21 protein-coding genes are annotated in these 22,866 nt (G+C 61.3%); 14 read left to right on the top strand and 7 right to left on the bottom strand.

Annotated features, from left to right (window positions below; genetic code table 11):
• The first annotated feature begins 323 nt into the window (after positions 1–323).
• Together AC1DYR_RS08875 and infA are read left to right on the top strand one after the other, a co-directional pair.
• On the top strand, positions 324–560 hold the full coding sequence (locus tag AC1DYR_RS08875) for a hypothetical protein (protein ID WP_477704762.1): 237 nt from the start codon (positions 324–326) through the stop codon (positions 558–560).
• Between the two features lie 63 nt (positions 561–623).
• Complete coding sequence (infA, locus tag AC1DYR_RS08870) at positions 624–881, top strand: translation initiation factor IF-1 (protein WP_092132708.1); 258 nt, start codon at positions 624–626, stop codon at positions 879–881.
• Positions 882–979: 98 nt separating this feature from the next.
• Here infA and AC1DYR_RS08865 read toward each other — a convergent pair whose 3' ends face one another.
• Positions 980–2,335 carry a dicarboxylate/amino acid:cation symporter gene (locus tag AC1DYR_RS08865; protein WP_477704761.1) on the bottom strand — a complete coding sequence of 452 codons (1,356 nt, stop codon included), beginning with the start codon at positions 2,333–2,335 and terminating at the stop codon, positions 980–982.
• Between the two features lie 120 nt (positions 2,336–2,455).
• On the bottom strand, positions 2,456–3,073 hold the full coding sequence (locus AC1DYR_RS08860) for a DUF502 domain-containing protein (protein ID WP_477704760.1): 618 nt from the start codon (positions 3,071–3,073) through the stop codon (positions 2,456–2,458).
• Between the two features lie 269 nt (positions 3,074–3,342).
• Between AC1DYR_RS08860 and AC1DYR_RS08855 the strand changes: the two genes are divergently transcribed.
• The 6 genes from AC1DYR_RS08855 (at position 3,343) to AC1DYR_RS08830 (ending at position 6,588) form a co-directional block, all read left to right on the top strand.
• Positions 3,343–3,507, top strand: coding sequence for a hypothetical protein (locus AC1DYR_RS08855; protein WP_477704759.1), 165 nt, complete (start codon positions 3,343–3,345; stop codon positions 3,505–3,507).
• Entirely contained in the window at positions 3,504–3,875 is a 372-nt protein-coding gene (locus AC1DYR_RS08850; protein ID WP_477704758.1) for a hypothetical protein, read from the top strand. Before AC1DYR_RS08855 ends, AC1DYR_RS08850 begins: the two co-directional genes overlap by 4 nt.
• Positions 3,872–4,045 carry a hypothetical protein gene (locus AC1DYR_RS08845; protein ID WP_477704757.1) on the top strand — a complete coding sequence of 58 codons (174 nt, stop codon included), beginning with the start codon at positions 3,872–3,874 and terminating at the stop codon, positions 4,043–4,045. The genes AC1DYR_RS08850 and AC1DYR_RS08845 overlap by 4 nt, the downstream gene beginning before the upstream one ends.
• Positions 4,046–4,339: 294 nt before the next feature.
• On the top strand, positions 4,340–4,579 hold the full coding sequence (locus AC1DYR_RS08840; RefSeq protein WP_457282139.1) for a hypothetical protein: 240 nt from the start codon (positions 4,340–4,342) through the stop codon (positions 4,577–4,579).
• Between the two features lie 119 nt (positions 4,580–4,698).
• Positions 4,699–5,511, top strand: coding sequence for a hypothetical protein (locus AC1DYR_RS08835; protein ID WP_477704756.1), 813 nt, complete (start codon positions 4,699–4,701; stop codon positions 5,509–5,511).
• 396 nt (positions 5,512–5,907) lie between these two features.
• A complete protein-coding gene (locus AC1DYR_RS08830) occupies positions 5,908–6,588 on the top strand; it encodes a hypothetical protein (RefSeq protein ID WP_477704755.1) in 681 nt (226 codons plus the stop codon).
• Positions 6,589–7,092: 504 nt separating this feature from the next.
• Here AC1DYR_RS08830 and AC1DYR_RS08825 read toward each other — a convergent pair.
• A complete protein-coding gene (locus AC1DYR_RS08825) occupies positions 7,093–9,447 on the bottom strand; it encodes an ATP-dependent DNA helicase (protein WP_477704754.1) in 2,355 nt (784 codons plus the stop codon).
• 242 nt (positions 9,448–9,689) lie between these two features.
• Between AC1DYR_RS08825 and AC1DYR_RS08820 the strand changes: the two genes are divergently transcribed.
• Together AC1DYR_RS08820 and AC1DYR_RS08815 are read left to right on the top strand one after the other, a co-directional pair.
• Entirely contained in the window at positions 9,690–10,628 is a 939-nt protein-coding gene (locus AC1DYR_RS08820) for a rhodanese-like domain-containing protein (protein WP_477704753.1), read from the top strand.
• A gap of 366 nt (positions 10,629–10,994) precedes the next feature.
• On the top strand, positions 10,995–16,550 hold the full coding sequence (locus AC1DYR_RS08815; protein ID WP_477704752.1) for a PAS domain S-box protein: 5,556 nt from the start codon (positions 10,995–10,997) through the stop codon (positions 16,548–16,550).
• Between the two features lie 109 nt (positions 16,551–16,659).
• Here the strand turns inward: AC1DYR_RS08815 and AC1DYR_RS08810 are convergent, their stop codons facing one another.
• Positions 16,660–17,109 carry a VOC family protein gene (locus tag AC1DYR_RS08810; RefSeq protein WP_477704751.1) on the bottom strand — a complete coding sequence of 150 codons (450 nt, stop codon included), beginning with the start codon at positions 17,107–17,109 and terminating at the stop codon, positions 16,660–16,662.
• 288 nt (positions 17,110–17,397) lie between these two features.
• On the opposite strand from AC1DYR_RS08810, the gene AC1DYR_RS08805 reads away from it, so the two are divergent.
• Entirely contained in the window at positions 17,398–18,399 is a 1,002-nt protein-coding gene (locus tag AC1DYR_RS08805; RefSeq protein ID WP_477704750.1) for a transporter, read from the top strand.
• A 64-nt stretch (positions 18,400–18,463) separates the two neighbouring features.
• Here the strand turns inward: AC1DYR_RS08805 and AC1DYR_RS08800 are convergent, their stop codons facing one another.
• Positions 18,464–18,871, bottom strand: coding sequence for an EF-hand domain-containing protein (locus tag AC1DYR_RS08800; RefSeq protein ID WP_477704749.1), 408 nt, complete (start codon positions 18,869–18,871; stop codon positions 18,464–18,466).
• Positions 18,872–19,091: 220 nt separating this feature from the next.
• Between AC1DYR_RS08800 and AC1DYR_RS08795 the strand changes: the two genes are divergently transcribed.
• Positions 19,092–19,469 (top strand): VOC family protein, encoded by a 378-nt coding sequence (locus AC1DYR_RS08795; protein WP_477704748.1) that lies wholly within the window; start codon positions 19,092–19,094, stop codon positions 19,467–19,469.
• A 54-nt stretch (positions 19,470–19,523) separates the two neighbouring features.
• Here AC1DYR_RS08795 and AC1DYR_RS08790 read toward each other — a convergent pair whose 3' ends face one another.
• On the bottom strand, positions 19,524–20,351 hold the full coding sequence (locus AC1DYR_RS08790) for a hypothetical protein (RefSeq protein WP_477704747.1): 828 nt from the start codon (positions 20,349–20,351) through the stop codon (positions 19,524–19,526).
• Between the two features lie 332 nt (positions 20,352–20,683).
• Here AC1DYR_RS08790 and AC1DYR_RS08785 point away from each other — a divergent pair, with 332 nt between their 5' ends.
• Positions 20,684–22,129: a DHA2 family efflux MFS transporter permease subunit gene (locus AC1DYR_RS08785; protein WP_477704746.1), complete on the top strand. Its 1,446-nt coding sequence runs from the start codon at positions 20,684–20,686 to the stop codon at positions 22,127–22,129.
• A gap of 139 nt (positions 22,130–22,268) precedes the next feature.
• Here the strand turns inward: AC1DYR_RS08785 and AC1DYR_RS08780 are convergent, their stop codons facing one another.
• Positions 22,269–22,511, bottom strand: coding sequence for a hypothetical protein (locus AC1DYR_RS08780; protein ID WP_477648985.1), 243 nt, complete (start codon positions 22,509–22,511; stop codon positions 22,269–22,271).
• A gap of 121 nt (positions 22,512–22,632) precedes the next feature.
• Here AC1DYR_RS08780 and AC1DYR_RS08775 point away from each other — a divergent pair, with 121 nt between their 5' ends.
• A complete protein-coding gene (locus AC1DYR_RS08775) occupies positions 22,633–22,809 on the top strand; it encodes a DUF3606 domain-containing protein (protein WP_477704745.1) in 177 nt (58 codons plus the stop codon).
• The last annotated feature ends 57 nt before the right edge of the window (positions 22,810–22,866 follow it).

Below are 22,866 nucleotides of genomic sequence, written 5' to 3'. Positions count from 1 at the left end.
ATTTGCGCCGGGCGGTTACAATGGGAGCTTCGGTAAAGCATCAGCTTTTTTCATCGAGGCCTTTTCCCAACAGGCTTCCTTCTCAATTGCGGCGCTTCCCAGAGCCCGAATCCACAGTGTTTTCAGTGCCCATACAGCCTGAACCCTCTCAACACTGTTCCGTTTTTCCGGCGAGCACTATTCCCGACAGTGCCACGCATGGCTCAACCAGCCCAGCCCCTGACAAGGGCCAGGTGGGTGGACACCGAACACCCGCCGGCTTGCTTGCAAGCCGATTACTCCTTATTTATCAAGCCGGGACACATACCCGGCACGGACTTTTTATGAACGCAGATCACACCAAAATCGCGGTGGGCAAGTACCTTGTCTCACCACTGGCCAAGCAGCAAGGCGAACGCTACGCTGCATCGGTCTCCATCCGCTCAGGCAGCGGCAGCGCCACGCACGACCGCGTGATGCGCTTCAGCGGCCTCTTCGACAGTGCGGCTGCGGCCGTGCATTACGCGACGGAACATGCCCTCGGCTGGATCCACGAGCGCTCGGCGCCGGCCTGTGCCTGAGGCCTTGCCCGCCACCACAACAGATATCACGGACAATTTTTTCAATTCCCTAGGAGTTACATCATGGCCAAAGAAGAACTGATTGAAATGCATGGGCTGGTAGACGAAGTGTTGCCTGATTCGCGCTTTCGCGTCACGCTCGACAACGGCCATAAGCTCGTGGCTTACACCTCGGGCAAGATGCGCAAGAACCACATCCGCATTCTTGCGGGTGACCAGGTGTCGCTGGAGCTCTCGCCTTACGACCTGAGCAAGGGCCGCATCACCTTCCGCCACATTGCAGGCCGCGGGCCAGGCCCGGCACCGCGCCAGGCCCGCTAAACCGGCGGCTCGCCGACCCTCAAAAGCACAAAGCCCTGCAGGCGGAGAATCCTCCGCCTGCAGGGCTTTGTCGTTTTTCCTCGAACCGTGAACAGGCTCTAGCGCCGGTCGGTCGCCATGTGCTCGGTCTTCTTGTTGATCAGCACTTCGGGTTCCTGGGCCTCGACCCAGGTTTCATTGTTGAGCCCGGCCTGGAGCCGCTCGGTGTCCAGCTCATTCGTCCATTTGGCGACCACTATCGTGGCCACGCCATTGCCAATCAGGTTGGTCAGCGCCCGCGCTTCCGACATGAAGCGATCTATGCCCAGGATCAGCGCCAGGCCGGCCACGGGCACGGTGCCTACGGCCGAGAGCGTGGCGGCCAGCACTATGAATCCGCTGCCGGTGATGCCTGCCGCGCCTTTCGAAGTCAGCAACAGCACCGCCAGCAGCGTGAGTTCCTGCGTGAGGGTCATTGGCGTGTTGGTGGCCTGCGCGATGAACACCGCCGCCATCGTGAGGTAGATCGAGGTGCCGTCCAGGTTGAAGGAGTAACCGGTCGGAATCACCAGGCCCACGGTGGTTTTCTTCGCGCCCAGGTTTTCCATCTTTTCCATCATGCGCGGCAGCACGGACTCGGACGACGAGGTGCCGAGTACGATCAGCAGCTCTTCCTTGATGTACTTGATGAACTTCCAGATGCTGAACCCGTGCAGGCGCGCGATGGTGCCCAACACCACGAAGATGAAGATCAGGCAGGTTGCATAGAAAGCGGCCATCAGCTTGCCGAGCGACACCAGGCTGTCCACGCCATAAGCGCCTATGGTGAAGGCCATTGCGCCGAAAGCGCCTATGGGCGCCACCTTCATGATGAAGCCGACAATGGTGAACAGCACATGCGAGGCTTTCTCGACGAAGTCGAACACCAGCGTGCCGCGCCCACCGAAACGGTGCAACGCGAAGCCGAACATCACCGCGATCAGCAGCACCTGCAGAATTTCACCCTTGGCGAAGGCATCCACCACGGTGGACGGGATGATGTTCATGATGAAGTCGGTCGTGCCGACCATCTTGCCGGGGCCGGTATAGGCCGCGATGGCCTTGGTGTCCAGCGTGGACACGTCGACATTCATGCCTTCGCCCGGCTTGAATACGTTGACCAGGACCAGCCCGATGATCAGCGCGAAGGTGCTGACGACTTCAAAGTACAGCAGCGCCAGGCCGCCGGTCTTCCCGACCTTCTTCATGTCCTCCATGCCGGCGATGCCGATCACGACGGTGCAGAAGATGATGGGTGCGATCATCATCTTGATGAGCTTGATGAAGCCGTCGCCCAGCGGCTTCATGAGCTTTCCGGCCTCAGGATAAAAATGCCCCAGCAGCACACCGGCGATCACGGCGCAGATCACCTGGAAGTAGAGCGATTTGTAAAGGGGTGGCTTGCGGCTTGTCTTCGTTGTCGTTGTGCTTGTCATGGCCGGGTCGCATCAGCGAATGCGCGGGTTGTGGGGGACGGGTTCAATATAGCCCCGCCACGTGATTTGTCCATGTGGGAAACCACAGATAACAAATCTTTACGCCGCTCCGGCGCAAGCTCAGCCGGCCGGGCTGCCGCTGCCAGTACCTGCGGCCGGCGGGCGGGCCATCCACGCAATCAGTGACGAGCGCATGGCTTCCTCCACCGACATGTCGATGGGCTGTACCCACTCCGTCGGCACAAACACCGTGTAGCCGCCGATCATGTAGCCCATGGGCAAATAAACTGCAACACGCTCTCCCGGAAGGAACCCGGAAGGCAGGTCGGCAAAGCTGCGGCGTGTGATCAGGCCCACGATTTCCATCGCGTGCCCAGGCATGCGCAATATCACCACGCTTTGCTCGCCCTGCTTGCCCGACGGTGAAAAGTAGTCGGCAAAACTCTTGAGAGACGAGTAGATGCTTTTGACCACCGGCAAATTGGTAAAAGGCAATTCCGCAAAAGACAGCACTTTGCGCACACTTTGCTGCGACACCAGAAAGCCAATCGCCAGGATAGTCAGGATGCCGAACGCCAGACCCATGCCAGGCAGGTAAAAGCTGCCGATAAGAGGGCGCAGGATCCAAAGGGCGGCAGTTTCCATCCACGCCAGGAAGATATAAAGAAGGTATACCGTCAGTGCCACAGGCAGGATGGTGATGAGGCCACGAAAGAAATATTTATAGAGGCTTTTCATGGGCTTTTCGTTGGCTTTTTCGTTAAGGCGCGTTGCGCATGGTGCATTTTTCTGGCTAGCCTGCAATATAACCATTTCGCATGACACCCCTTGCCAGGGAGGGTGTCGGTCTTCTCCTACATTTTCACGGTACTAATCACTGCCGGGTGTCACAGTCTCTTGCTTAAACTGTCGCAGTGCAGCCATTCCCAACGTTAGCCAAATTACCCATTGCTGCTTCGACGCAATAACAAATCAATCAACTCACAGCCCCCAAGCCCAGCGCTGACATGAACCCGGACCCAGGTCTTCTTCCCGCTCACATCGTGCTTGCACCTGAGCAGGCGCCGATGCTGAAAGTTACCTTTCATTCTCTTGATCTTTTTCAGCTGCGCTATCAACTGCGCAACAACGTCATGCCCGGCCATCACGGCCTTTTTAGAGGATATTTATGAGCCAATCCACGCTGGTCAATGCGCAACTCAATGCCCCCTTGCGTTCCCTTGCCCTGACAGTCGAAGAACCCGCGCCAGGCGAATTTTGCTGGCGCATCCTGGAGAGCCACGCGGATCCTCTGGTGTTTGAATCGGTGTCCTGCTCCGAGATCAGTTTTGCCGCATATGACACTGCGTTGGCAACCGGTTACGGCGAGTTGCAGCGCCTGATCGGCCCCGACCTGCAATACGGCCCGCGCAGCGACGAGCCGCAGCAGGTCGATCTTTTCGGTGCTGCCAGTTCTGCGAAGAAAAATATCGCGGCCGGCAGCCCGGAAATGCGCCCTGCAAGGGACGCCGGCATCAAGCCCGGTGCAGTGCCTGCGTGAAACCCGATCTGCAAGCTGAGTACGTGCGGCTCCGCACACAGCTCGAGGCCCTGGAAGCAGCGCCGGTAAAAGATTTTTCACGCATAGATCAGCTCATCGATGAGCTTGAAAAAATTCAGCTGGCCATCAAGGCCGAACACGGCCTCAAGGGCAACAACCCCAACGAATAGTCCGCCGGATAAATATGCAGAAACAGGGGGGCCGCGGCATGTGGCAAGTGCGGCCCCACTCAGCGCAGAACGCGCAGGAAACCTGGGCGACCTCGAGTCATTGAATCAGGGCCAGGCGTGTTTTATATTGGTTCGGTGCGTAGCATTTTGTGACCTCGCTTGTCCTACATGACAGGCCGTACCGGACCGACGCCGTGTCCCAGTCTCCCCTCGTAAATTGGAATTAGCTGGCAATACGGCCAGCCATTTACCAACCCTGATTGCCTGTGATGGGCATGACTTAAGGAGCAAGACATGAAGTTTTCCAAATCCCTGGCCTCTGCCGTAGCCGCCGCCGCTGTTGTGAGCACCATTGGCCTGGCATACGCCCAGACCGAAACCCCAACGGCACCAGCTGCGCCTGCAGAGTCGTCCGGCCAGACCATGCAAAACCAGGACACCACCACCCCTAGCAGTGCGGCGCCTGCCACCACGACTGAAAGCAACACGGCTGGCTTCCAGACTGAGCGCCCAGCACAAGCTGACCGCAACTAAACCCAGACTGTCATGCACCTTGGTGTGAGACCGCTCCGGCTTGCCGTGTCTCTTAAGGCGCGGCTTCCGGAGCGTTTTCACATGGGTGCCGGATCGTCCTTGTTGTTTTAGCGCAGCCCATGCGTCGTATTTTCATGAACATGTTTGCGTCGCCTGCGTCCCCGGCCGGCGATGGGCCCGGTACCAGCCGCACAGACGTTCTCGACGGCATCAAGCAAGGCATCTTGCTGGGCTCGGCATTGCTTGTCCTGACATTGCCGCTTTTTCATGCCCGTCCGGTTTCCCCTCCGGCCCTAACCCCTGTTCCTTCCAGCGCGTTGCAACTGGCACCGGCTTTGCGCTTTGCCGATTTTGGTGAAGAACCCGCGTCGGATGAGGCGCGGCAGGTCGCCAATTGGGTGGTTGCCTCCGGGGATAACCGCAGGCTTTTCTTTGTCATCCTCGACAAGATAAATACCAAGGTTTTTGTTTTCGGACCCTCCGGCAAGTTGCGTAGCGCCACGCCGGTGCTGATCGGCGCAGCGGTTGGCGATGATTCCGTGACCGGTATCGGCGGGCGGCCGATTGCGCAGGTGCGGCCCCACGAACGCACCACACCGGCGGGCCGGTTTATGGGAGAGCCCGGCCGCAACACCTTGGGCGAAGATGTTGTCTGGGTGGATTACGAGGCGGCTGTTTCCATGCACCGCGTGCGAACACTGGAACCCAAAGAGCGCCGGCTGGAAAGGCTTGCGTCTCCCGGTACCGAGGACAACCGTATTTCCTATGGGTGCATCAACATGCCGGTGGCATTTTTCGAGGATGTACTCAAGCCCGCGTTCAATGCGAGCTATGGCGTGATTTACGTTTTGCCGGAAATCAAACCACTGGCTGAGGTTTTTCCTGCCGCCCATGCGCTTGCCGCAAAACAGGGGCTTCGCCCCGCCGCCTGACACGCCTGTTCGCTCCTTCGATCACCTTCTGCGAAGAGTGAGTTGTAACAACCCTGACGTACTGTTGCACGGTCGCATCTTCAATGCGAAAAATGTCCGCATGTGGCCGCTGTTACTAAATTCCTGAATAGCCAGATCCGGCTGAAAAAATGCACATCTGACAATGCTGTAAACGATTTACTGCTATTAGAAACATAGCAATATTCCGGGGAGTTTCAGGGTTTTTCCGTTGTGAACATTTGCTTGCATCGCTAACATGGTGCAACCACAGCCGGGCTCCTACCCCAAAAGGTTCGAGACCGGCTTTTTCATGTGCTCCGCGCATGGCAATGGAATTCAACCCACGGGATCAGGATGTTATTCAAAGGAAAGGCACAGCGCACAAAAACCGTCTGTATGGCGGCCCTTGCCTTTCTCGCTGCGATTCCCGCATGGGTGTCCGCCACTCCCACAGACCTGCAACCGGTGCGCAGCCCCGATGCCGTGATGCCGGTGCCGGGTGCCGGCAATTCCGCTGACATGACACTGGTGGCGGTATCGACCGATGCACGTTACGCCCTGCGCTGGATCATGAACGCACGCGATAACCAGGGTCTGCCGTTTGTGGTGGTCGATAAAAAGGGCGGGCGTATTTTTGTGTTCGACGCCACAGGGCAATTGCGCGGCGCATCGCCGGCATTGACCGGCCTGACACCCGGCGACCACACGGTGCCGGGCATGGAGCAGCGCAACGTCGCCAGCCTGCGCGCAGACGAACGCACCACGCCGGCAGGCCGGTTTGTTTCCGAACCCGGCCACAACCTTCACGGCGAGGCTATTGTGTGGATCGACTACACGGCCAAGCTGGCAATCCACCGTCTTCGCCCTGCGGCTGCGGCAGAACGCCGCGCCGAGCGGCTGGCTTCTGAGACACCTGACGACAACCGCATTTCGCTGGGGTGTGTCGTAGTGCCCGTCAATTTCTACGAAACCGTCGTGAATCCCGTGCTGGGAAAAAGCCATGGCGTGGTGTATGTCCTGCCTGAAACCCAGCCCGTGCAGCGCATGCTGGGCGCGCTGCAGTTCAGCCAGCGCTAAATCCTCATAGGCAGCTTCGCTAACGCCTCTGCGCGCCTTGATGCTGCAGTCCCCCGACCTGCGGTATGTGGCACGGCCAGAACGGTGAACAGTATTTCGTGCCGGTTGAGGTGATGAATTAGCTATCATTTCAGGAGCTGCTCGCGTCCGTCCTGATTGGCCTGTAGGAAAAATTTCCTTGAATTCCGGGTGTTTCCCTGCTGGACTGCAAGCGGCCAGGGTCCACAACTACACGCGCGTCAGCAATTCCTTACTTGCAGCAAGCCTTCAGGCTGGCATGGCCGCCCCCGGCCGCGATCTACATTGAAGTTGTCTTCAATTTGACAACTTTCAGGAGAATCAAATGCCTCTCATTGCCTGGTTACTGGGTGTTCCCCTTAGTGTGGTTCTTATCCTCATGCTGCTGGGCGTGTTCTAGGCCCCGCATGGTGAGCGGCCTTCATGGCCGTGCAGGTAAAAGCCCGCGTCCGCGGGCTTTTGCTTTAGTGATTCAGTGCGCAGCCCTTACAGCGCCGCGGCCGGCTCCCGCCGCCTGGCGCGTAGCCGCGCCACCTTCCACCAGCCCGGCAGCAGGTTTTGTACTTCGGGCCGGGTGAAGCGGTCGTCCATGAGATAGACCACGCCGCGGTCCGAGGTGGTGCGTATCACCCGTCCGGCGGCCTGCACGACTTTCTGCAGGCCGGGATAGAGATAGGTGTAGTCGTAGCTCTGGGCCGCGCCGAAGTTGATGCCCATGCGTTCGCGGATCTGCTCGTTCACTGCATTGACCTGCGGCAAACCCAGTGTGGCGATGAACGCGCCTATCAGCCGGTCGCCCGGCAGGTCTATGCCTTCGGCGAACGAGCCGCCCAACACTGCAAAGCCGATGCCTTGCGAGGCTGGCGTGAAGCGCGCCAGGAAGGCGTCGCGCGCGGCTTCTTCCATGCCGCGCGTCTGTTCCCACACGGGAATCTGCGGGTAGCGCCGCCGGAACAGCGTGACCAGTTTTTGCAGGTAGTCGTAGCTGCTCAGGAACGCCAGGTAATTGCCTGGCCGGCCCTCATACTGCCGCGCCATCAGGTCGACGATGGGCGAAAGCGAGTCGTCACGGTGCTGAAAGCGCGTTGAGACATCGCTCACCACCGAAACCTGCAATTGCTCGGCCAGGAACGGCGACTCCACCTCTGTCCACACCGTGCCGGCCGGCAGGCCCAGCGTGTCGGCGTAGTAGTTTTGCGGGCTCAGCGTGGCGGAGAAGAGTGCCGTCGACTGCGCGGCGGCAAAACGCGGCGCCAGGAAGGGCGCAGGCACCACATTGCGGATGTTGAGCACCGCGAGCTGCTGCCCGAGTACCTGGCCCAGCGCGTCGCGGCCGGCTTCCTGCTGCAGCGTCACGTCAAACAGCGAGTGTTCGCCAAAGTCTTCAGCCATGCGCGAAAAGTGCAGTGCCTCGAAATAAAAATCCTGCAGTTCGCCGTCCATGCGGGTCGGGTTGGCCAGCAGGAAGTCGGTGATCTGGGTCAGCGCCTGCGCCAGGGTTTTCAGGAAAGGTACGGGCAGCTCGGGATGGACCTGGTAGGCCTCGCCCCGCGCCTGCTGCGCCTCCTGCAATTCCAGCAGGCTGCGGTTGAGCCGCTCCAGTGCGCCGCGAACGGCGCGGGGCGCGGTGGCGTGCACCTGTTGCAGCTGCGCCTGGCTCAGCGTGGCTGAGTACATCTTGCGCGCGCGCTCCACCAGGTTGTGCGCTTCGTCCACCAGCACGCCTACGCGCCACTGGTTGCCCACGGCATGGCCGTGCAGCAGCGCGCTGGTGTCGAAGTAATAGTTGTAGTCGCCCACCACCACGTCTGCCCAGGTGACCAGTTCCTGGCTCAGGTAGTAAGGGCACACATGATGGGCCAGCGCCAGTTCACGTAACGCCGCCTTATCGAGCGGGCCTTGCGCGGCGGCATGCTGCACCGCAGCGCTGCGCGCCTCGGGCAGCCGGTCATAAAAGCCTTTGGCCAGCGGGCAGGCGTCGCCGTGGCAGGCCTTGCCCGGGTGTTCACACGCCTTGTCACGCGCCACCAGCTCCAGCACGCGCAGCGGCAGGGCCGTCGTGCTGCCTTTGATGCGGTCCAGTGCGTCGAGCGCCAGCCTGCGGCCCGGTGTCTTGGCTGCCAGGAAAAACAGCTTGTCGAGTTGCTTCTTCGGTACAGCCTTGAGCAGCGGGAACACCGTGCCAATGGTTTTGCCGATGCCCGTGGGCGCCTGTGCCATCAGGCAGGCGCCGGCTTGGGCTGTCTTGTAAACCGCTTCGGCCAGTTCGCGCTGACCCGGCCTGAATGCGGGGTGCGGAAATGCCAGCGTGGCCAGCGCAGCATCACGCGCCTGGCGGTGCGCCAGCTCCTGGTTGGCCCAGGCCAAAAAGCGCTCGCACTGCGTTTCAAAGTACTCCTTGAGCGACGCGGCGGAAAAATGTTCGGTCAGCGGTGTTTCCTGCGTGCTGGCCACGTCAAAGTACACCAGTGTCAGGTTGATGTCCTGCAGCTTTTTGGCTTCGCAAAGCAGCCAGCCGTAAATCTTCAGCTGTGCCCAGTGCAGGTGGCGGCGGTTGTCGGCCATGGCGTGCAGGTCGCCCCGGAAAGTCTTGACCTCTTCAAGCTGGTTGCGTTCAGGGTCGTAGCCGTCGGCACGGCCGCGCACCTTCAGGGTCTTGTACTCGCCCTCCAGGCTGACTTCGGCCTGATAGGACTCTGAGGAGTCTGCACGGCGCGATGCCACCATGGCGTGCCCGGCCATGCCTTCCAGTGCGGAAGGTGACGGCGTAAAGCGCAGGTCCAGGTCGCCATGCTTGGCGGTGAACTCGCACAGGGCCCGGACAGCCACAAGGTATTTCAATCGGTAGTCGCTCTCTGAGTCACGTGAACAGGGGAAGGGTTCATGGTAGCGCAGGCGCCGCCCTGAAAATCAGCCCAAACAACCCGAATTGCCCGAATTGTTCTCCCCATGGAAAAAGAACATTCGCCGGGCCACCATTTACTGCTGCGCCGCGGCCGTCTACATTGCATGAACGGGCAACAAAAGCGGGGCCAAACGGCTTTGCAGCCGGCAACGACCCCCGCAGAAAGTAACGCGACTCCATGGAACAGATCATTGTGTGGCTCGAGCACTACGGGCTCGCCGCCGTTTTCCTGAATGTCGGGCTGGAACAGCTCGGCTTGCCGATCCCGGCCTATCCGGTGCTGATCCTCACCGGCGCGTTGAGCTTTAACGGCCAATACTCCGCGGCAGGCCTTATCTTCACCGCCGTACTGGCTTGCCTGGCCGCGGACAGCGTCTGGTACTGGGCCGGCCACCGCTACGGCAGCCGTGTGCTGAAAACGCTGTGCCGCATTTCGCTGTCACCCGACTCCTGCGTGCGGCAAACCGAATCCATCTTCACGCGTTGGGGCGTCAAGTCGCTCATCCTGGCAAAGTTCATTCCCGGGTTTGCTTCGCTCGCCACGGCGCTGGCCGGACGCACCGGCATTCCCTTCGGCCGCTTTCTGGTTTTTGATGCGCTGGGCGCAACGCTTTACGCCGGTGCAGGTGTGGGAATCGGCATGGTTTTTCACGACGCCGTGGCTGATGTACTGGCGATTTTCGAGCAGATGGGGCGCATCGGGCTGACGGTGCTGCTGGCTGCGTTTGCGCTCTTTCTGGCGCACAAATGGTGGCAGCGGCAGCGCTTTTACCGGCAGCTGCGCATGGCCCGCATTTCACCGCAGGAGCTGCTGCAGCTCACACAGCAGAACAAGCCCGCCGTTATCCTGGACGTGCGCACGGAGCTGGCACGTGCCGGCGGCGGCATCATCCCCGGCGCGCTGGTCTGGTCGGATCTGGACCGAACCCGGGCATCGCTTGATATCCCGCACGATGTCGCTGTGGTCGTTTATTGCGCCTGCCCCAACGATGCTTCTGCCGCCCTGGTGGCCAGGCGCCTGATGGCGGCCGGGTTCAGCAATGTCAGGCCGTTGCACGGCGGTATCGACGCCTGGCAGGCGGCCGGGCTGGCGCTGGAATACCCCCAGACTGCCTGAGTGGAGTGGTGGTAATAATTGCCAAATACCGAAACGGCAATTCGTGTAATTCCGAGGACTTATTAACTGCCGTCATGGGAGGTCTTAAGTATGCAAAAACCAAGCCAATCTAATGGAAGGCACGGTCAAAAGAAATCAGGGTGTTGTCCTATAGCGCAATTAAATGCAGCATTACACACTTGCAGTGCGGCTGCTACTTAAAGCGGGCCCCGATAGAGCCGCGCACCTTTGCAAAGAAAGTCACTACCGGCGGATGATCCCCAGTTTGCCAAGCGCATTCACCGCAGTCCACCGTGAGCCTGGCCTGATGGGGGCGCCCGTGCCCCTGCCGCGCCGGCCCGGCACGGTTACCGCCGAGGTGCCGCGATGAAACGCGACGAGACTGCCGAGCAGTCCCAGCAGCGCATGCAGGCCGAAGCGCTTGCGCTGGCGGCCGCCAATGATGCGCTGAAGCTTGAGATCGTTGAGCAGCAGCGACTGGTCGAATCGCTCAGGGACGACATCAGCAGCTTGCGCAGCCTTGCCACCGTCTCGGCGGACTGGTACTGGGAGCAGGACGCGCAATATCGTTTTACCGACTTCACGGCCGAGTACAGCAGCAAGTCACAAGATAAGGATCTCGACAGTTCCGTCGGCAAATGCCGCTGGGAACTGCCTGGCGCCCTGCCGGTCACCATGTCATGGGAAGACCACCGCGCCGTGCTGGCTGAACGAAAGCCCTTTCGCGATTTCGAATATATACGCGTGCTGGAGGATGGCGTCGCGCATTATTTCTCCATCAGCGGCGTGCCGGTGTTCAACAAACATCAGGAGTTCATGGGTTATCGGGGTATCACGCGCGACGTCACGGCCAGCAGGCGCGCGGAGGAAAAAGAACGCAAAGTCGCCCGCCTGCTCGACGACATCGTTGAGAACATTCCGATCGCCATGAACCTGAAAGCCGTCACGGACCACCGTTATGTCGCATGGAATCGCGCGGCGGAAGAGCTTTATGGTTTCACGCGGGCGGAAGCGATCGGCCATACCGTCCATGATCTGTGGCCCAAGGCCCATGCCCACAACATGCATGCCTCGGATCTCGCCCTGATTGCTGCCGGAAAGATGCAGGAATTCCCTGACCGCCTTGTCCAGACCAAGCACAAGGGCGTCATCCGTGTGCACATGCGCAAGGTTCCGCTGAAAGATTCCAGTGGTGTGGTGACACACGTCCTTGTTACGGCGGAGGACATCACCCAGCAGCTGGCGGATGAAGAGCGCTTGCGCAGCAGCGAACAGCAATTCCGCAGCCTGACCAGTCTTTCGTCCGACTGGTACTGGGAAACCGATGCCAATTTCCGCTTCACCAAACTCTCTGGCGGCAAGACGGAAGAGGCCAGGCGCGCCATCAGTGAGCACATCGGTAAAACACGCTGGGAGATCGACCACAGCCAGGCCAACCAGGAGATGTGGGCACATCACCGCGCCCTGTTGGAGCGCCACGAAGTCTTCCGCAACTTTGAATACGAACGCCTAGAAAAAGACGGCAAGCGCGTGACCTTGTCCATCAGCGGAGAGCCAATGGTGGATGCCAACGGCCGCTTCACCGGCTATCGGGGCGTGGGTAGCGACATCACCGCACGGCTTGAGGCCGAGGCCAACCTGCGCCGCAGCGAAGAGCGCTTTCGCAGCCTCACCGGTCTTTCGTCCGACTGGTACTGGGAACAGGATACAAACTTCCGCAACGTCTTTGTCTCCAACGATCCGCAACGCTTCGCCTTGGGAACCCAGGTCATTGGAGAGGGGCAATGCCGATGGGACCTCCCCAACGCTGCGCCGCTTGTCGGCACATGGGAAGAGCACAAGGCGGTGTTACAGGCGCATTTGCCGTTCCGCAATTTTGAATACCGGCTGACCAAGGAGGATGGCAGCGTCGTTTACCGAAGCGTCAGCGGGGAACCGGTGTTTGGCGACGATGGAACCTTTGTGGGTTATCGGGGTGTGGGTGCCGACATCTCGTCGCGCAAGGAAGTGGAAATGGCGCTGCGGGTCGGCGAGGCCCGCTTCCGGGCGGTTGTGGGTGCGCTGGCCGAAGGTGTGATCCTGCGGGACGCCCAGGGGCATATCGTTGACTGCAATGCCAGTGCGGAGCGCATCCTCGGCCTGGCCCTGGCCCAGCTGAAAGGCCAGACCTCGGTCGAGCCGGAATGGCAGCGGTTCCGCGAAGACGGCACGCCCATGCCCAGGGAAGAGTGGCCCAGTGTTGCGGCCGTGCGTACCGGCCAGCCACAGCTGAACCGCGTGGTGTGCCATCGCAGGCCCGACGGCAGTGAGTTCTGGGCACTGATCAACGTGCAGCCCCTGGTGGACGGGAACGGCGCCCCGTCTGGGTATGTCAGCACCATTACCGACATCAGCAAACGCCGGCAGGCAGAGCAGGAAATCGTCCGGCTCAACGTCAACCTGGAAAAACGCGTGCTGCGCAGGACCGCCCAGCTGGAAGTCGCCACCCGGGAGATCGAGGCCTTCTCATACTCCGTGGCGCACGACTTGCGGACTCCCCTGAGCACCATCGACGGATTTTGTGCGCTGCTTGAAAAGGCGGTCCCCCCTGAATCGGGGGAGCGCGCGCATCACTTCATGGGCCGTATACGCAGCAGTGTGCGCCGCATGGGTGAACTGACCGATGGCCTGCTATCCCTGGCCCAGTTGTCGCGGACCAGCCTGAACTGGGAGTCTGTCGACATCAGCACCGAGGCGGCCAAGATCATCAAGCAATGGACGGAAAACGATCCTGACCGCCGGGTGCGGATCACTGTCGAGCCCAACCTGTGGGGCCGGGCGGACGTTGCGTTGCTGCGTCAGGTGCTGGAGAACCTGATCGCCAATGCATGGAAGTTCACCTCGAAAAAACCGCACACCGAAATCCTGGTCGGAAAAGAAGCAGGGCCTGAGGACCAGGTGGTGTACTTTGTGCGGGATAACGGTGCCGGCTTCGACATGGCGTATGCCGACAAGCTCTTCGGCACTTTCGAGCGGCTGCATTCACCGGAAGAGTTCGCCGGCAGCGGCATCGGGCTGGCCACGGTCAAACGCATCATCACCCGTCACGGCGGAAAAATCTGGGCCAAGTCGGCGGTGGGTGAGGGCAGTACCTTTTATTTCACGCTCGGAGGCGAGCAGGCCGGAGCCATGCCGGCTGAGGGGGACGTGTTTGACGATTCAGGCGTCGCGTTGGCGGACGGCGGCGCAAGTGCGTTCGAGGACGCCGGAGAAGTAAGTCCCAAGGGGGCCGGCCCCATCAGCACGGACAACGATGTCTTCACGGTCAGTGACCAACAGTTCAGCAATGCGTTTGAACATGCGGCCATCGGGATGACGCTGATCGGCATCGACTCGCGACGGCTGAAGGTCAACACCGCTTTTTGCCAGATGCTGGGGTATTCAGAGGCGGAAATGCTGTCGCGCACCATCCATGACCTCACCCATCCCGACGATATTGCGTGGGACCTGGAGCAGCGCCGCAGGGCATTGGCCGGCGAAATCGAATCGTTCCACGTCGAAAAGCGCTACATCCACAAGTCCGGCCGTACTGTCTGGGGCTACATGAGTTGCTCTCTCGTGCGCGATGCAGACAGAAAGCCGCTTCAATTTATCGCGCAGATCCAGGACATCACCGAGCGCAAGCAGACCGAGCAGGTCCTGCGTGAAAGCGAGGAACGCTTTCGCGCGCTCACGGCGCTGGCTTCCGACTGGTTCTGGGAGCAGGACGAAAACTTCCGCTTCGTCGAGGTTCCCGGCGAAGCCCCAAGCACCTCGGGCATCCCGAAAGCGGCCCATGGCAAGACTGCCTGGGAGCTCGACTACATCAACATCGAAGCCGGTGCGTTGGCCGAGTACAAGGCCACGATAGCCCGGCACGAGGTTTTCCGCGACCTTGAAAGTACCCGGCGCGACTCCAAGGGTCGGCTGCACTACTTCAGCATCAGTGGCGTGCCCAAATTCGACGCCAACGGAAAATTCACCGGCTACCGCGGCACGGGACGCGAAACCACCGAAATCCGCCGTGTCACCGAGGCCCTGCGCACCAGCGAAGCGCAGCTGCGCGAAATCACCGACACCGTGCCGGCCTGGATCACTTACGCCGACGCCGACCAGCGCCTGTGCTTTCATAACCGGGCCTATGAGGAAGTCTTCGGCATGACGCAAGCGCAGCTCGAAGGCAAGACCATTCGGGACATCGTGGGCGATGAGATGTACGCCCTGATCAAGCCCCGGGTGGAAGAAGTGCTGCAGGGCTACCCGGTGGTCTACGAGCGATCGCAGAAAACTGCCCACGGTGGCATGCGCGATTACGTGGTCAATTATTTCCCGCGCTACGGCGACGGCGCCGATGAGGGCAAGGTGATCGGCTTCTACACGCTGGCCAACGACGTCACCGAACTCAAGCGCATTGACCGCATGAAGAGTGAATTCGTCTCGACGGTCAGCCACGAGCTGCGCACGCCGCTTACCTCGATCCGGGGCTCGCTGGGCCTGATCTCCGGCGGTGTTGCCGGCCAGCTGCCCGACGCCGTCAAGACGCTGGTGGGCATCGCGAAGACCAACTGTGAGCGCCTGATCCGGCTGATCAACGACATCCTGGACATCGAGAAGATCGAGTCCGGCAAGATGACCCTGGATTTCCAGGCCATCGAACTCAGGCCTTTGCTGGAGCAGGCGTTGGCCGCCAACGAAGGCTACGGCGCGGCGAAGAATGTGCACCTGCAGCTCGAGTTTCCCGACGAGGACCTGCAGGTCAGGGTCGACAGCGACCGGCTGACGCAGGTGGTGACCAACCTGCTGTCCAACGCGATGAAGTTCTCGCCCGAAGGCGGCACGGTGGATATTCACGTGGCACGCAGCGAGACGGGCATACGCGTTGAGGTGCGGGACCACGGGCCCGGCATCCCGGAGGAATTCCGCAACCGCATCTTCCAGAAATTCTCCCAGGCGGACTCCTCCGATACGCGGCAAAAGGGCGGCACCGGCCTGGGCCTCAATATTTCACGGGCCATCATCGAGCGCCTGGGCGGCAGCATCGGTTTTCATACCGACGCCGGGGTCGGCACCACCTTCTTCTTTGAACTGCCCGAATGGGTGGATTCACCGGAGCGCACTTCCGGTTTCTCGGCACTGGTCGAACAGCGGCCGCGTGTGCTGATATGTGAGGACGACCCGGACATCTCCCGCCTGATCAGCATGATGCTCGACAAGGGTGGTTTTGACACCGAAATGGTGTACACGGCCAGGCAGGCCGTCGCGGAGCTGGCAAGAAGGCGGTACGCCGCCGTCACCATAGACCTGAAGTTGCCCGACCAGGACGGCATTGCGCTGATCCGGGCGCTGCGCGCCCAGCTGCATACACGCGACGTGCCGATCGTTGTGGTGTCGGCCTCCGCGGCTGAAGGGCGGATCCAGTTCAACGAGCAGTCGCTGACCGTATCGGACTGGCTGGAAAAACCCATTGACGAGAACATGCTCGTGCTGGGCGTGCGGCGCGCCATTGCGGGTTCGGTCGAAGCCCGCGCCGTCATTCTGCATGTTGAAGACGATCCGGACATCCAGCGCATCGCAGCGACCATTGCCCAGGGGTTTGCGACCTTCGTCTTTGCCGACACGGTGCAGGAAGCACGCGACAGGCTGAAGGAACAGCGCTTTGACCTGGTCCTGCTGGACCTCAGCCTGCCAGGCGGTTCGGGCTGGGATTTGCTCAAGGACGTCGAGGCCATGGATGGCCCGCCGCCGGTGGTGATTTTCTCGGCGCTGGAGGTTGACAGGCTTCAAGCCACGCGGGCGGCCGCCGTGCTGGTCAAGGCCAAGACTTCCAACACCGAACTCCTCGAAACCTTGCGGCGCGTGCTCGGGCAAAGCAATTCTGCGGAATCGCCGACGGACGAAGCCTGAACCTGCACCGGGCCCGTGGCAGGCTACGGGGTTTCTACCGCGCTAGTGGATAAATCCGGGCTTTTAGCCTTTACTGGCGGGCGCAGGCGGCTATATTTTCATGGCAAATTCACGCAGAAGGCGTGGTCATCAGCGCGGTATAGCGGCGCTGCATTTCTTCTGGTGACACGGTTTCAATGCTGTGACCCACACTCCAGCGGTAGCCTGCCGGATCGCGAAAGCTGCCCGAGCGTTCACCATAAAACTGGTCTTGCGCCGCCATTTCCAGCGTGGCGCCGGCTTTCAGCGCACGCGCAATCACCTCATCGCAGTTGTCCACATGCAGATGCAGCGTGACGGTGGCCGGCGCGCCGGCATCGGGCGCCTGGGTACCGTACTCCGGGAATTCTTCCGACACCATCAGCGTGGCGCCGTCAAAGTCCAGTTCGGCATGGCCGATGCGGCCATCGGGTTCTGTGAGCCGGAATTTTTCCGTAGCGCCAAAAACCGAGGTGTAAAACGCCATGGCCTTTGCCGCATTTTTGACATGAAGGTAGGCAAACAACTCGTGGGTGGCCATATCGTCTCCGGCAGTGATGTGAAGGAACCAGCCGAGGCCTGAGCTACTGCCGGCCTGTCCTCAAATTATGAGGCGCATTGGAGCTCAGTGGCAACCCGGCGTGCTGCGGGCATGGACCGCCAAGCCAAGGCACCAGAAGAACGCGGTCACGCCACTGTCACCGAACCGTCATGCAAAGGCAACACACTGTATGACCGCCACTGCCCGGGGCAGGTCGCCGGATACCGGCTGCCGGTGCCTGTCGTGTCCGATTCACCCCATTTCTCGACTACTTCACGCCACTTCTGAATGGACATCACTTACGGCGCCGACAGAACCGGCCTGCTCTGCGGCTACAGGTTTGAAAACGGCGCGCCCGGCATACCGGTAGATCTCCTGGAGGCGGCCGCCTGGCTGCAGGACGAACGCCCCAAGGGAAAATCAGATTTCGTCTGGCTGCACTTCAACCTGAGTGACGCCGCGGCAGAGGCGAGCATCCGCAAACATCTGCACGCCGTACCCGAATTTTTCGAGGCCTTGCACGCCGGCTCAAGGTCCACCCGTATAGAAGATGCGCACGACACCCTGATTGCTGTCGTCAACGACGTGGCGTATGAATTCGCGTTTGACCCGGCTGAAATGTCCAGCCTGTGGCTGAACGTGGCGCCCCATATGGCGCTGAGCGCACGCTCCCATCCCCTGCGTTCCATCGACCGCATGCGTGACGCCATCAAGAACGGCAAACCGCTGGCGTCATCGGTGTCTTTTCTGAACCAGCTGCTGCGCGAGCAGGGCGATGTGCTGGTGCGCATCGTGCGTGACGCCACTGTCCAGGTGGATGTGGTGGAGGACAAATTCCTGATCGGCCGGCTGCACAACCGCAGGGCCGACCTGGGCAAGCTGCGGCGGGTGCTGGTGCGGCTGCAGAGGCTGCTCGCGCCGGAGCCCGGCGCGCTGTTCCGCCTGCTGCGGCTGCCGCCGCCATGGGTCAGCGAGCACGACCTGGAGGAGCTTCGCCAGGCGACGGAAGAATTTTCATTGACCATCCGGGACATGTCAGAGCTGAAGGAGCGCATCAAGCTCCTGCAAGAGGAAATTGCCGCACAGGTCAGCGAGGAGACCAACCGCAGCGTCTTCATCCTGACGATGGTCACCGTACTCGCGTTGCCCATCAACATTGTTGCCGGCCTGCTGGGAATGAATGTGGGCGGCATCCCCCTGGCCGGGTATCCTCACGGCTTCATGGTGATCGTGGGGATCATTGGCGTTTTTACTGCCTTCGCGGCCTGGTATGTCTACCGGAAGAAATAGCGTTCACGACAATCCCGTGCCGCTTTGTGGCCGCAGTGGTGTATGAGGTGATCCGGGAATCGGACTATCGCGCCTTGCTGCGGTTCATCGCGTTGTCGAATTCCTCTCGCGAGAGAAAACCGTCCTTGTTGACGTCGGCCTCGTCGAAATGCCTGGAGACGCCGCGAAAGTTCGACGCCTCGTCGCGGCTGACCTTCCCATCGCCGGTTTTGTCCATGAACTTGAAGGCGCGCTCCAGGTCTTTGGGCTCGTAATAGGTGACTGTTGTCGGTGCCGGCGTGGAAGCGGGCGCGGCGGCGGGAGTGGGCGCCGCCGCGGCCGGCTCCGCGGTCTGGGCGTGTGCCTGCGCGGCCAGCAAGGCTGCCGCGGTGGCCAGGGCCAGCAAGGAGACCGGCATCCAGATGCGGAGGTGGTTCAGACTGGAAGGCGTATTGGCGGACGTATTAGCGGAAGTGTTGGTTGTCGCGTGCATGGGCTTCCTGAGGAGTGGGGTCAGTCACCATTGGATGCTATCCCCGTACCCAATACCAGTGTTCTTGCAGGGTGTTGCGCCGGTTTACCTGCCAGCGGAGCGCGGATACATTTCTTTGCATGCGGAGCCCGGTGCACGCACACAAGGACACATTTTCCCGCTGGGCCAGGGTTGACATGTCCCGGCGCGGCCACAAACATGGCAACTGAAAGGAGCCATCATGCTTGCCAACCGAAACGCCATGGCCACCATCGCCGTCAGGGACCTTGCGGCGGCGAAGAAATTTTATGGAGGCACACTCGGCCTCACCCCGCTGGACACCGCCGAGGAGGGCGTGCTGACCTACCAGAGCGGCACTGCCACTGTGGTGGTGTATGTCTCGTCTTTCGCCGGAACCAACAAGGCCACATCCGCCACTTGGGGCGTGGGCGACGAGTTCGACGACATCCTGAAGGCGCTCAAGGCCAAAGGCGTGGTGTTTGAGCACTACGACATGCCCGGCATGACGCGGCAAGGCGATGCGCACGTCGCGGGCGACTTCAAGGGCGCCTGGTTCAAGGACCCGGACGGCAACATCCTGCATATTCTCAACCGCTGATCCAGTCGGCGCCTGCTTTCCGCCATGCCGGGGCTGGCGCGGCACGGGGAACTGCTAAAACCGCACTTTCAGAAAAGCCGAGGGACCCTTGAGCTTGACGCGAAAGCGGGCGTTGCTGTCGTCGCGGTGCAGGTCGATGTCGGTCAGGCCGTAGTCCAGCACCACGCCCACATTCTTCAGGGGAAACCATTCCACACCCACCGCGGCGTTGTAGATCTCGCCGCGTACGCTGCCGCCGGTTTTCTTCACGCCGGAGGCGTCGGCAAACAGCCGCAGGTCAGGGCTGATGGCATGGCGAAGGCCGACTTCCAGCAGCGGCGCCACGGCGTCGTCGCTGTAGGTTTCTGCGATGGCGCCGGTGGTTCCGCCGACGGCTGCCGTGGCGCGTAAATCCAGGCTGGCGCGGTAGTAGGCAGCGCCTGCGCCCAGGCCCAGCACGGTGTTGCCCGAACCCAGCCACCACTTGTAGGCCAGCTTGGCAAAGTCCAGCTTCACGTCCAGGTTGGCGGTGCCCGTGGTGGTCACGGTGCCGCTGCCCACATTGGTGTTGCTGACCAGTGAATCCGAGTAGCCGCGCTTGAACTGGTAGTAGTCCAGCGACAGCCCCTGGCTGTCAAACAGCAGCACGTCGGCCTTGATGCGCGGCATGGTCACACTGCTGCGGTTCACGTCGCCGGAATCCAGCCGGCCGAAGCGGGTGTTCACCGCCGCGTTGAAGGTCGGGTCTGCATGAAAGGCACCGATGGAAAGACTGGCGCGGTCCAGTGCGGGCGAAGGGTCTGCCAGTGCCGGCAAGGCCACGAGGCCGGCGGCGCCCAGCACGGCGAGGCCCGCAAGTCTGGCGGCGCGGGTTGCCCGGTCGGAGGGTGGGGTCAAAAGCATGAGAAGTCCCATGGGAAAAGTCTGCGGCCTGTGTGGGGTGCCAGGGTGCCGGGAGGGCCACGGTGCTCCCGTTTCCTGACCGCTAAATTAGCCAGCCGGATGCCCGGCTTCTATCCGCCAAATCCGGCTGCGCTTGTAGGACACAGGCACCTCGCACCGCTCCTGCTGCATGGCTCATCATAAAAATGATCTCCAGACCAATTTGAACAAGCGCAACCAGCTATTGATTTGATAGCATCCGGGTTTGCGAACCTGAAGAACCTGACGAGCCTCATGAATTGATTCCGCTGATGACGCCGATCGACCTTCATTGAACCGGGGAGAAACTGTAGATGACACACAACATGGAAACCCGAAAGCGCTGGTGGGCACTGATGGTGCTCTGCCTGGGCGTGCTGATGATCGTGCTCGACACCACCATCGTGAATGTGGCGCTGCCTTCCATCCGCACCGACCTCGGCTTTACCGAAACCTCGCTCGTCTGGGTGGTGAACGCCTACATGCTGACCTTCGGCGGCTTTTTGCTGCTGGGCGGCCGGCTGGGCGATCTGTACGGCCAGCGCAGGTTGTTCCTGGCGGGGCTCACGCTGTTTACCGTGGCCTCGCTGGCCTGCGGCCTGGCCAATTCGCAGGTGCTGCTGGTGGTGGCCCGCGCAGTGCAGGGCCTGGGCGGCGCGGTGGTGTCGGCGATTTCGCTGTCGCTCATCATGAACCTCTTCACCGAACCGGCCGAGCGCGCCAAGGCCATGGGTGTCTACGGCTTTGTCTGTGCCGGCGGCGGCAGCATCGGTGTGTTGCTGGGCGGCGTGCTGACCGATTCGCTCAACTGGCACTGGATCTTTCTGGTCAACCTGCCCATAGGAGGCGCCGTGTTTGCGCTGTGCCTGTTCCTGCTGCCCGGCGGCAAGGGGCAGGCCACCGGCGCGCGGCTTGACGTGTGGGGCGCCGTCACCGTCACCACCGCGCTGATGCTGGCCGTCTACGGCATCGTCAACGGCAACGAAGCAGGGTGGCTGTCGGGCCAGACGCTCGGTTTGCTGGGCGTTGCCATGGTGCTGATGGCGATCTTCCTCGCCATCGAGGCCAGGGTCACGACACCGCTGGTGCCGCTCGGCCTTTTCCGCTTGCGCAACGTCGCCACCGCCAACGTGGTCGGCGTACTGTGGGCCGCGGCCATGTTTGCCTGGTTCTTTATTTCGGCGCTGTATATGCAACTGGTGCTGGGCTACAGCGCCCTGCAGGTCGGCCTGGGCTTTTTGCCCGCCAACCTGATCATGGCCGCGTTCTCGCTGGGCCTGTCGGCCAAAATCGTCATGCGTTTCGGCATACGCGCACCGCTGTCTGCCGGCCTGCTGCTGGCCGCCCTGGGCCTGGTCTTGTTCGCGCGTGCGCCGGTGGGCGGCAGCTTTGTGCTCGACGTGTTGCCCGGCATGCTGCTGCTGGGGCTGGGGGCCGGCATGGCCTTCAACCCGGTGTTGCTGGCCGCCATGAGCGACGTGGACCCGGCCGAGTCGGGCATTGCCTCCGGTGTGGTCAATACGTCTTTCATGATGGGCGGCGCGCTGGGGCTGGCGGTGCTGGCCAGCCTGGCTGCGGCGCGTACCGGTTCGCTGGCCGGTGCGGGCGCTGATGCCGTGGTGGCGCTCAACGGCGGCTACCAGCTGGCGTTTGTCATCGGTGCGGTGTTTGCGGCCTGCGCCGCCTTGCTGGCTGCCGTGCTGCTTCGCACGGGCGCTGCAGTGCCCGGTGCGCACCCGGCGGCGGAGACGGGCGGCTAGCCACGACTGGTTTATGCATCAAACTGGCCTTCAGCCCAATAGGGAAAAGCGCAAGCAGCTATTAATTTGGTAGCAAATTGACGACGGGGCTGGCAGCGCGGCCCGTCGCAGCTGGCCAGGGCAGGCACCCGCAGGGTGGTCAGTAAACCCCGAACAGGGCGCGAATCTCGTCGCCGGCGGTGCGACCGTGTTTCTGGCTTTTGTACTTGTCGCCGATGTCTGCGCACTTTTCCATGATCAGCAGGGTGAACTCCTGCAGCTCCGGCGTCAGCGCGTCGCCTTCCGTCATGGCACCGGCCAGCTTGGCCAGGTTCACGAGCTGGCGGTCGCTGATGGAGCCGATGGAAAAGTCTGAAGGCTTGAAATCCGGTGGAAGTGACATGGCATGCGCCTGGAGATGTCAGCCGGCAGCGGAAGACGGACTGCCTGCGTGACGGGTTTTGTCCTACAGGTTACCCCAGACATTTCGTCCTAGCATTCGTTTTTTCCCTAGGAGATGCGTCATGGCTGACGATACAACTGAAACTGCTGTGGACCGCAGGTTCATCGCCCTGGGGCAGGACTATGAGGTCCGCGACTGGACCAAAACCCTGGGCTGCACCGAGCAGCAACTGCGCGACGCCGTCAAGGCTGTCGGCAATTCAGCCTCCGCCGTGCGCCAATACCTGGGTAAACAATAGCAATAGCGCAATAGCGCCAGCTTGCGGAAAGCCGCCGTGGGCGGCGTCATGGGGGCG

It is taken from the genome of Polaromonas sp. P1_F9 (genome assembly GCF_056405615.1).
The sequence above is the reverse complement of the archived record's forward strand: the minus strand, read 5'-3'. Positions and strand labels throughout refer to the sequence as shown.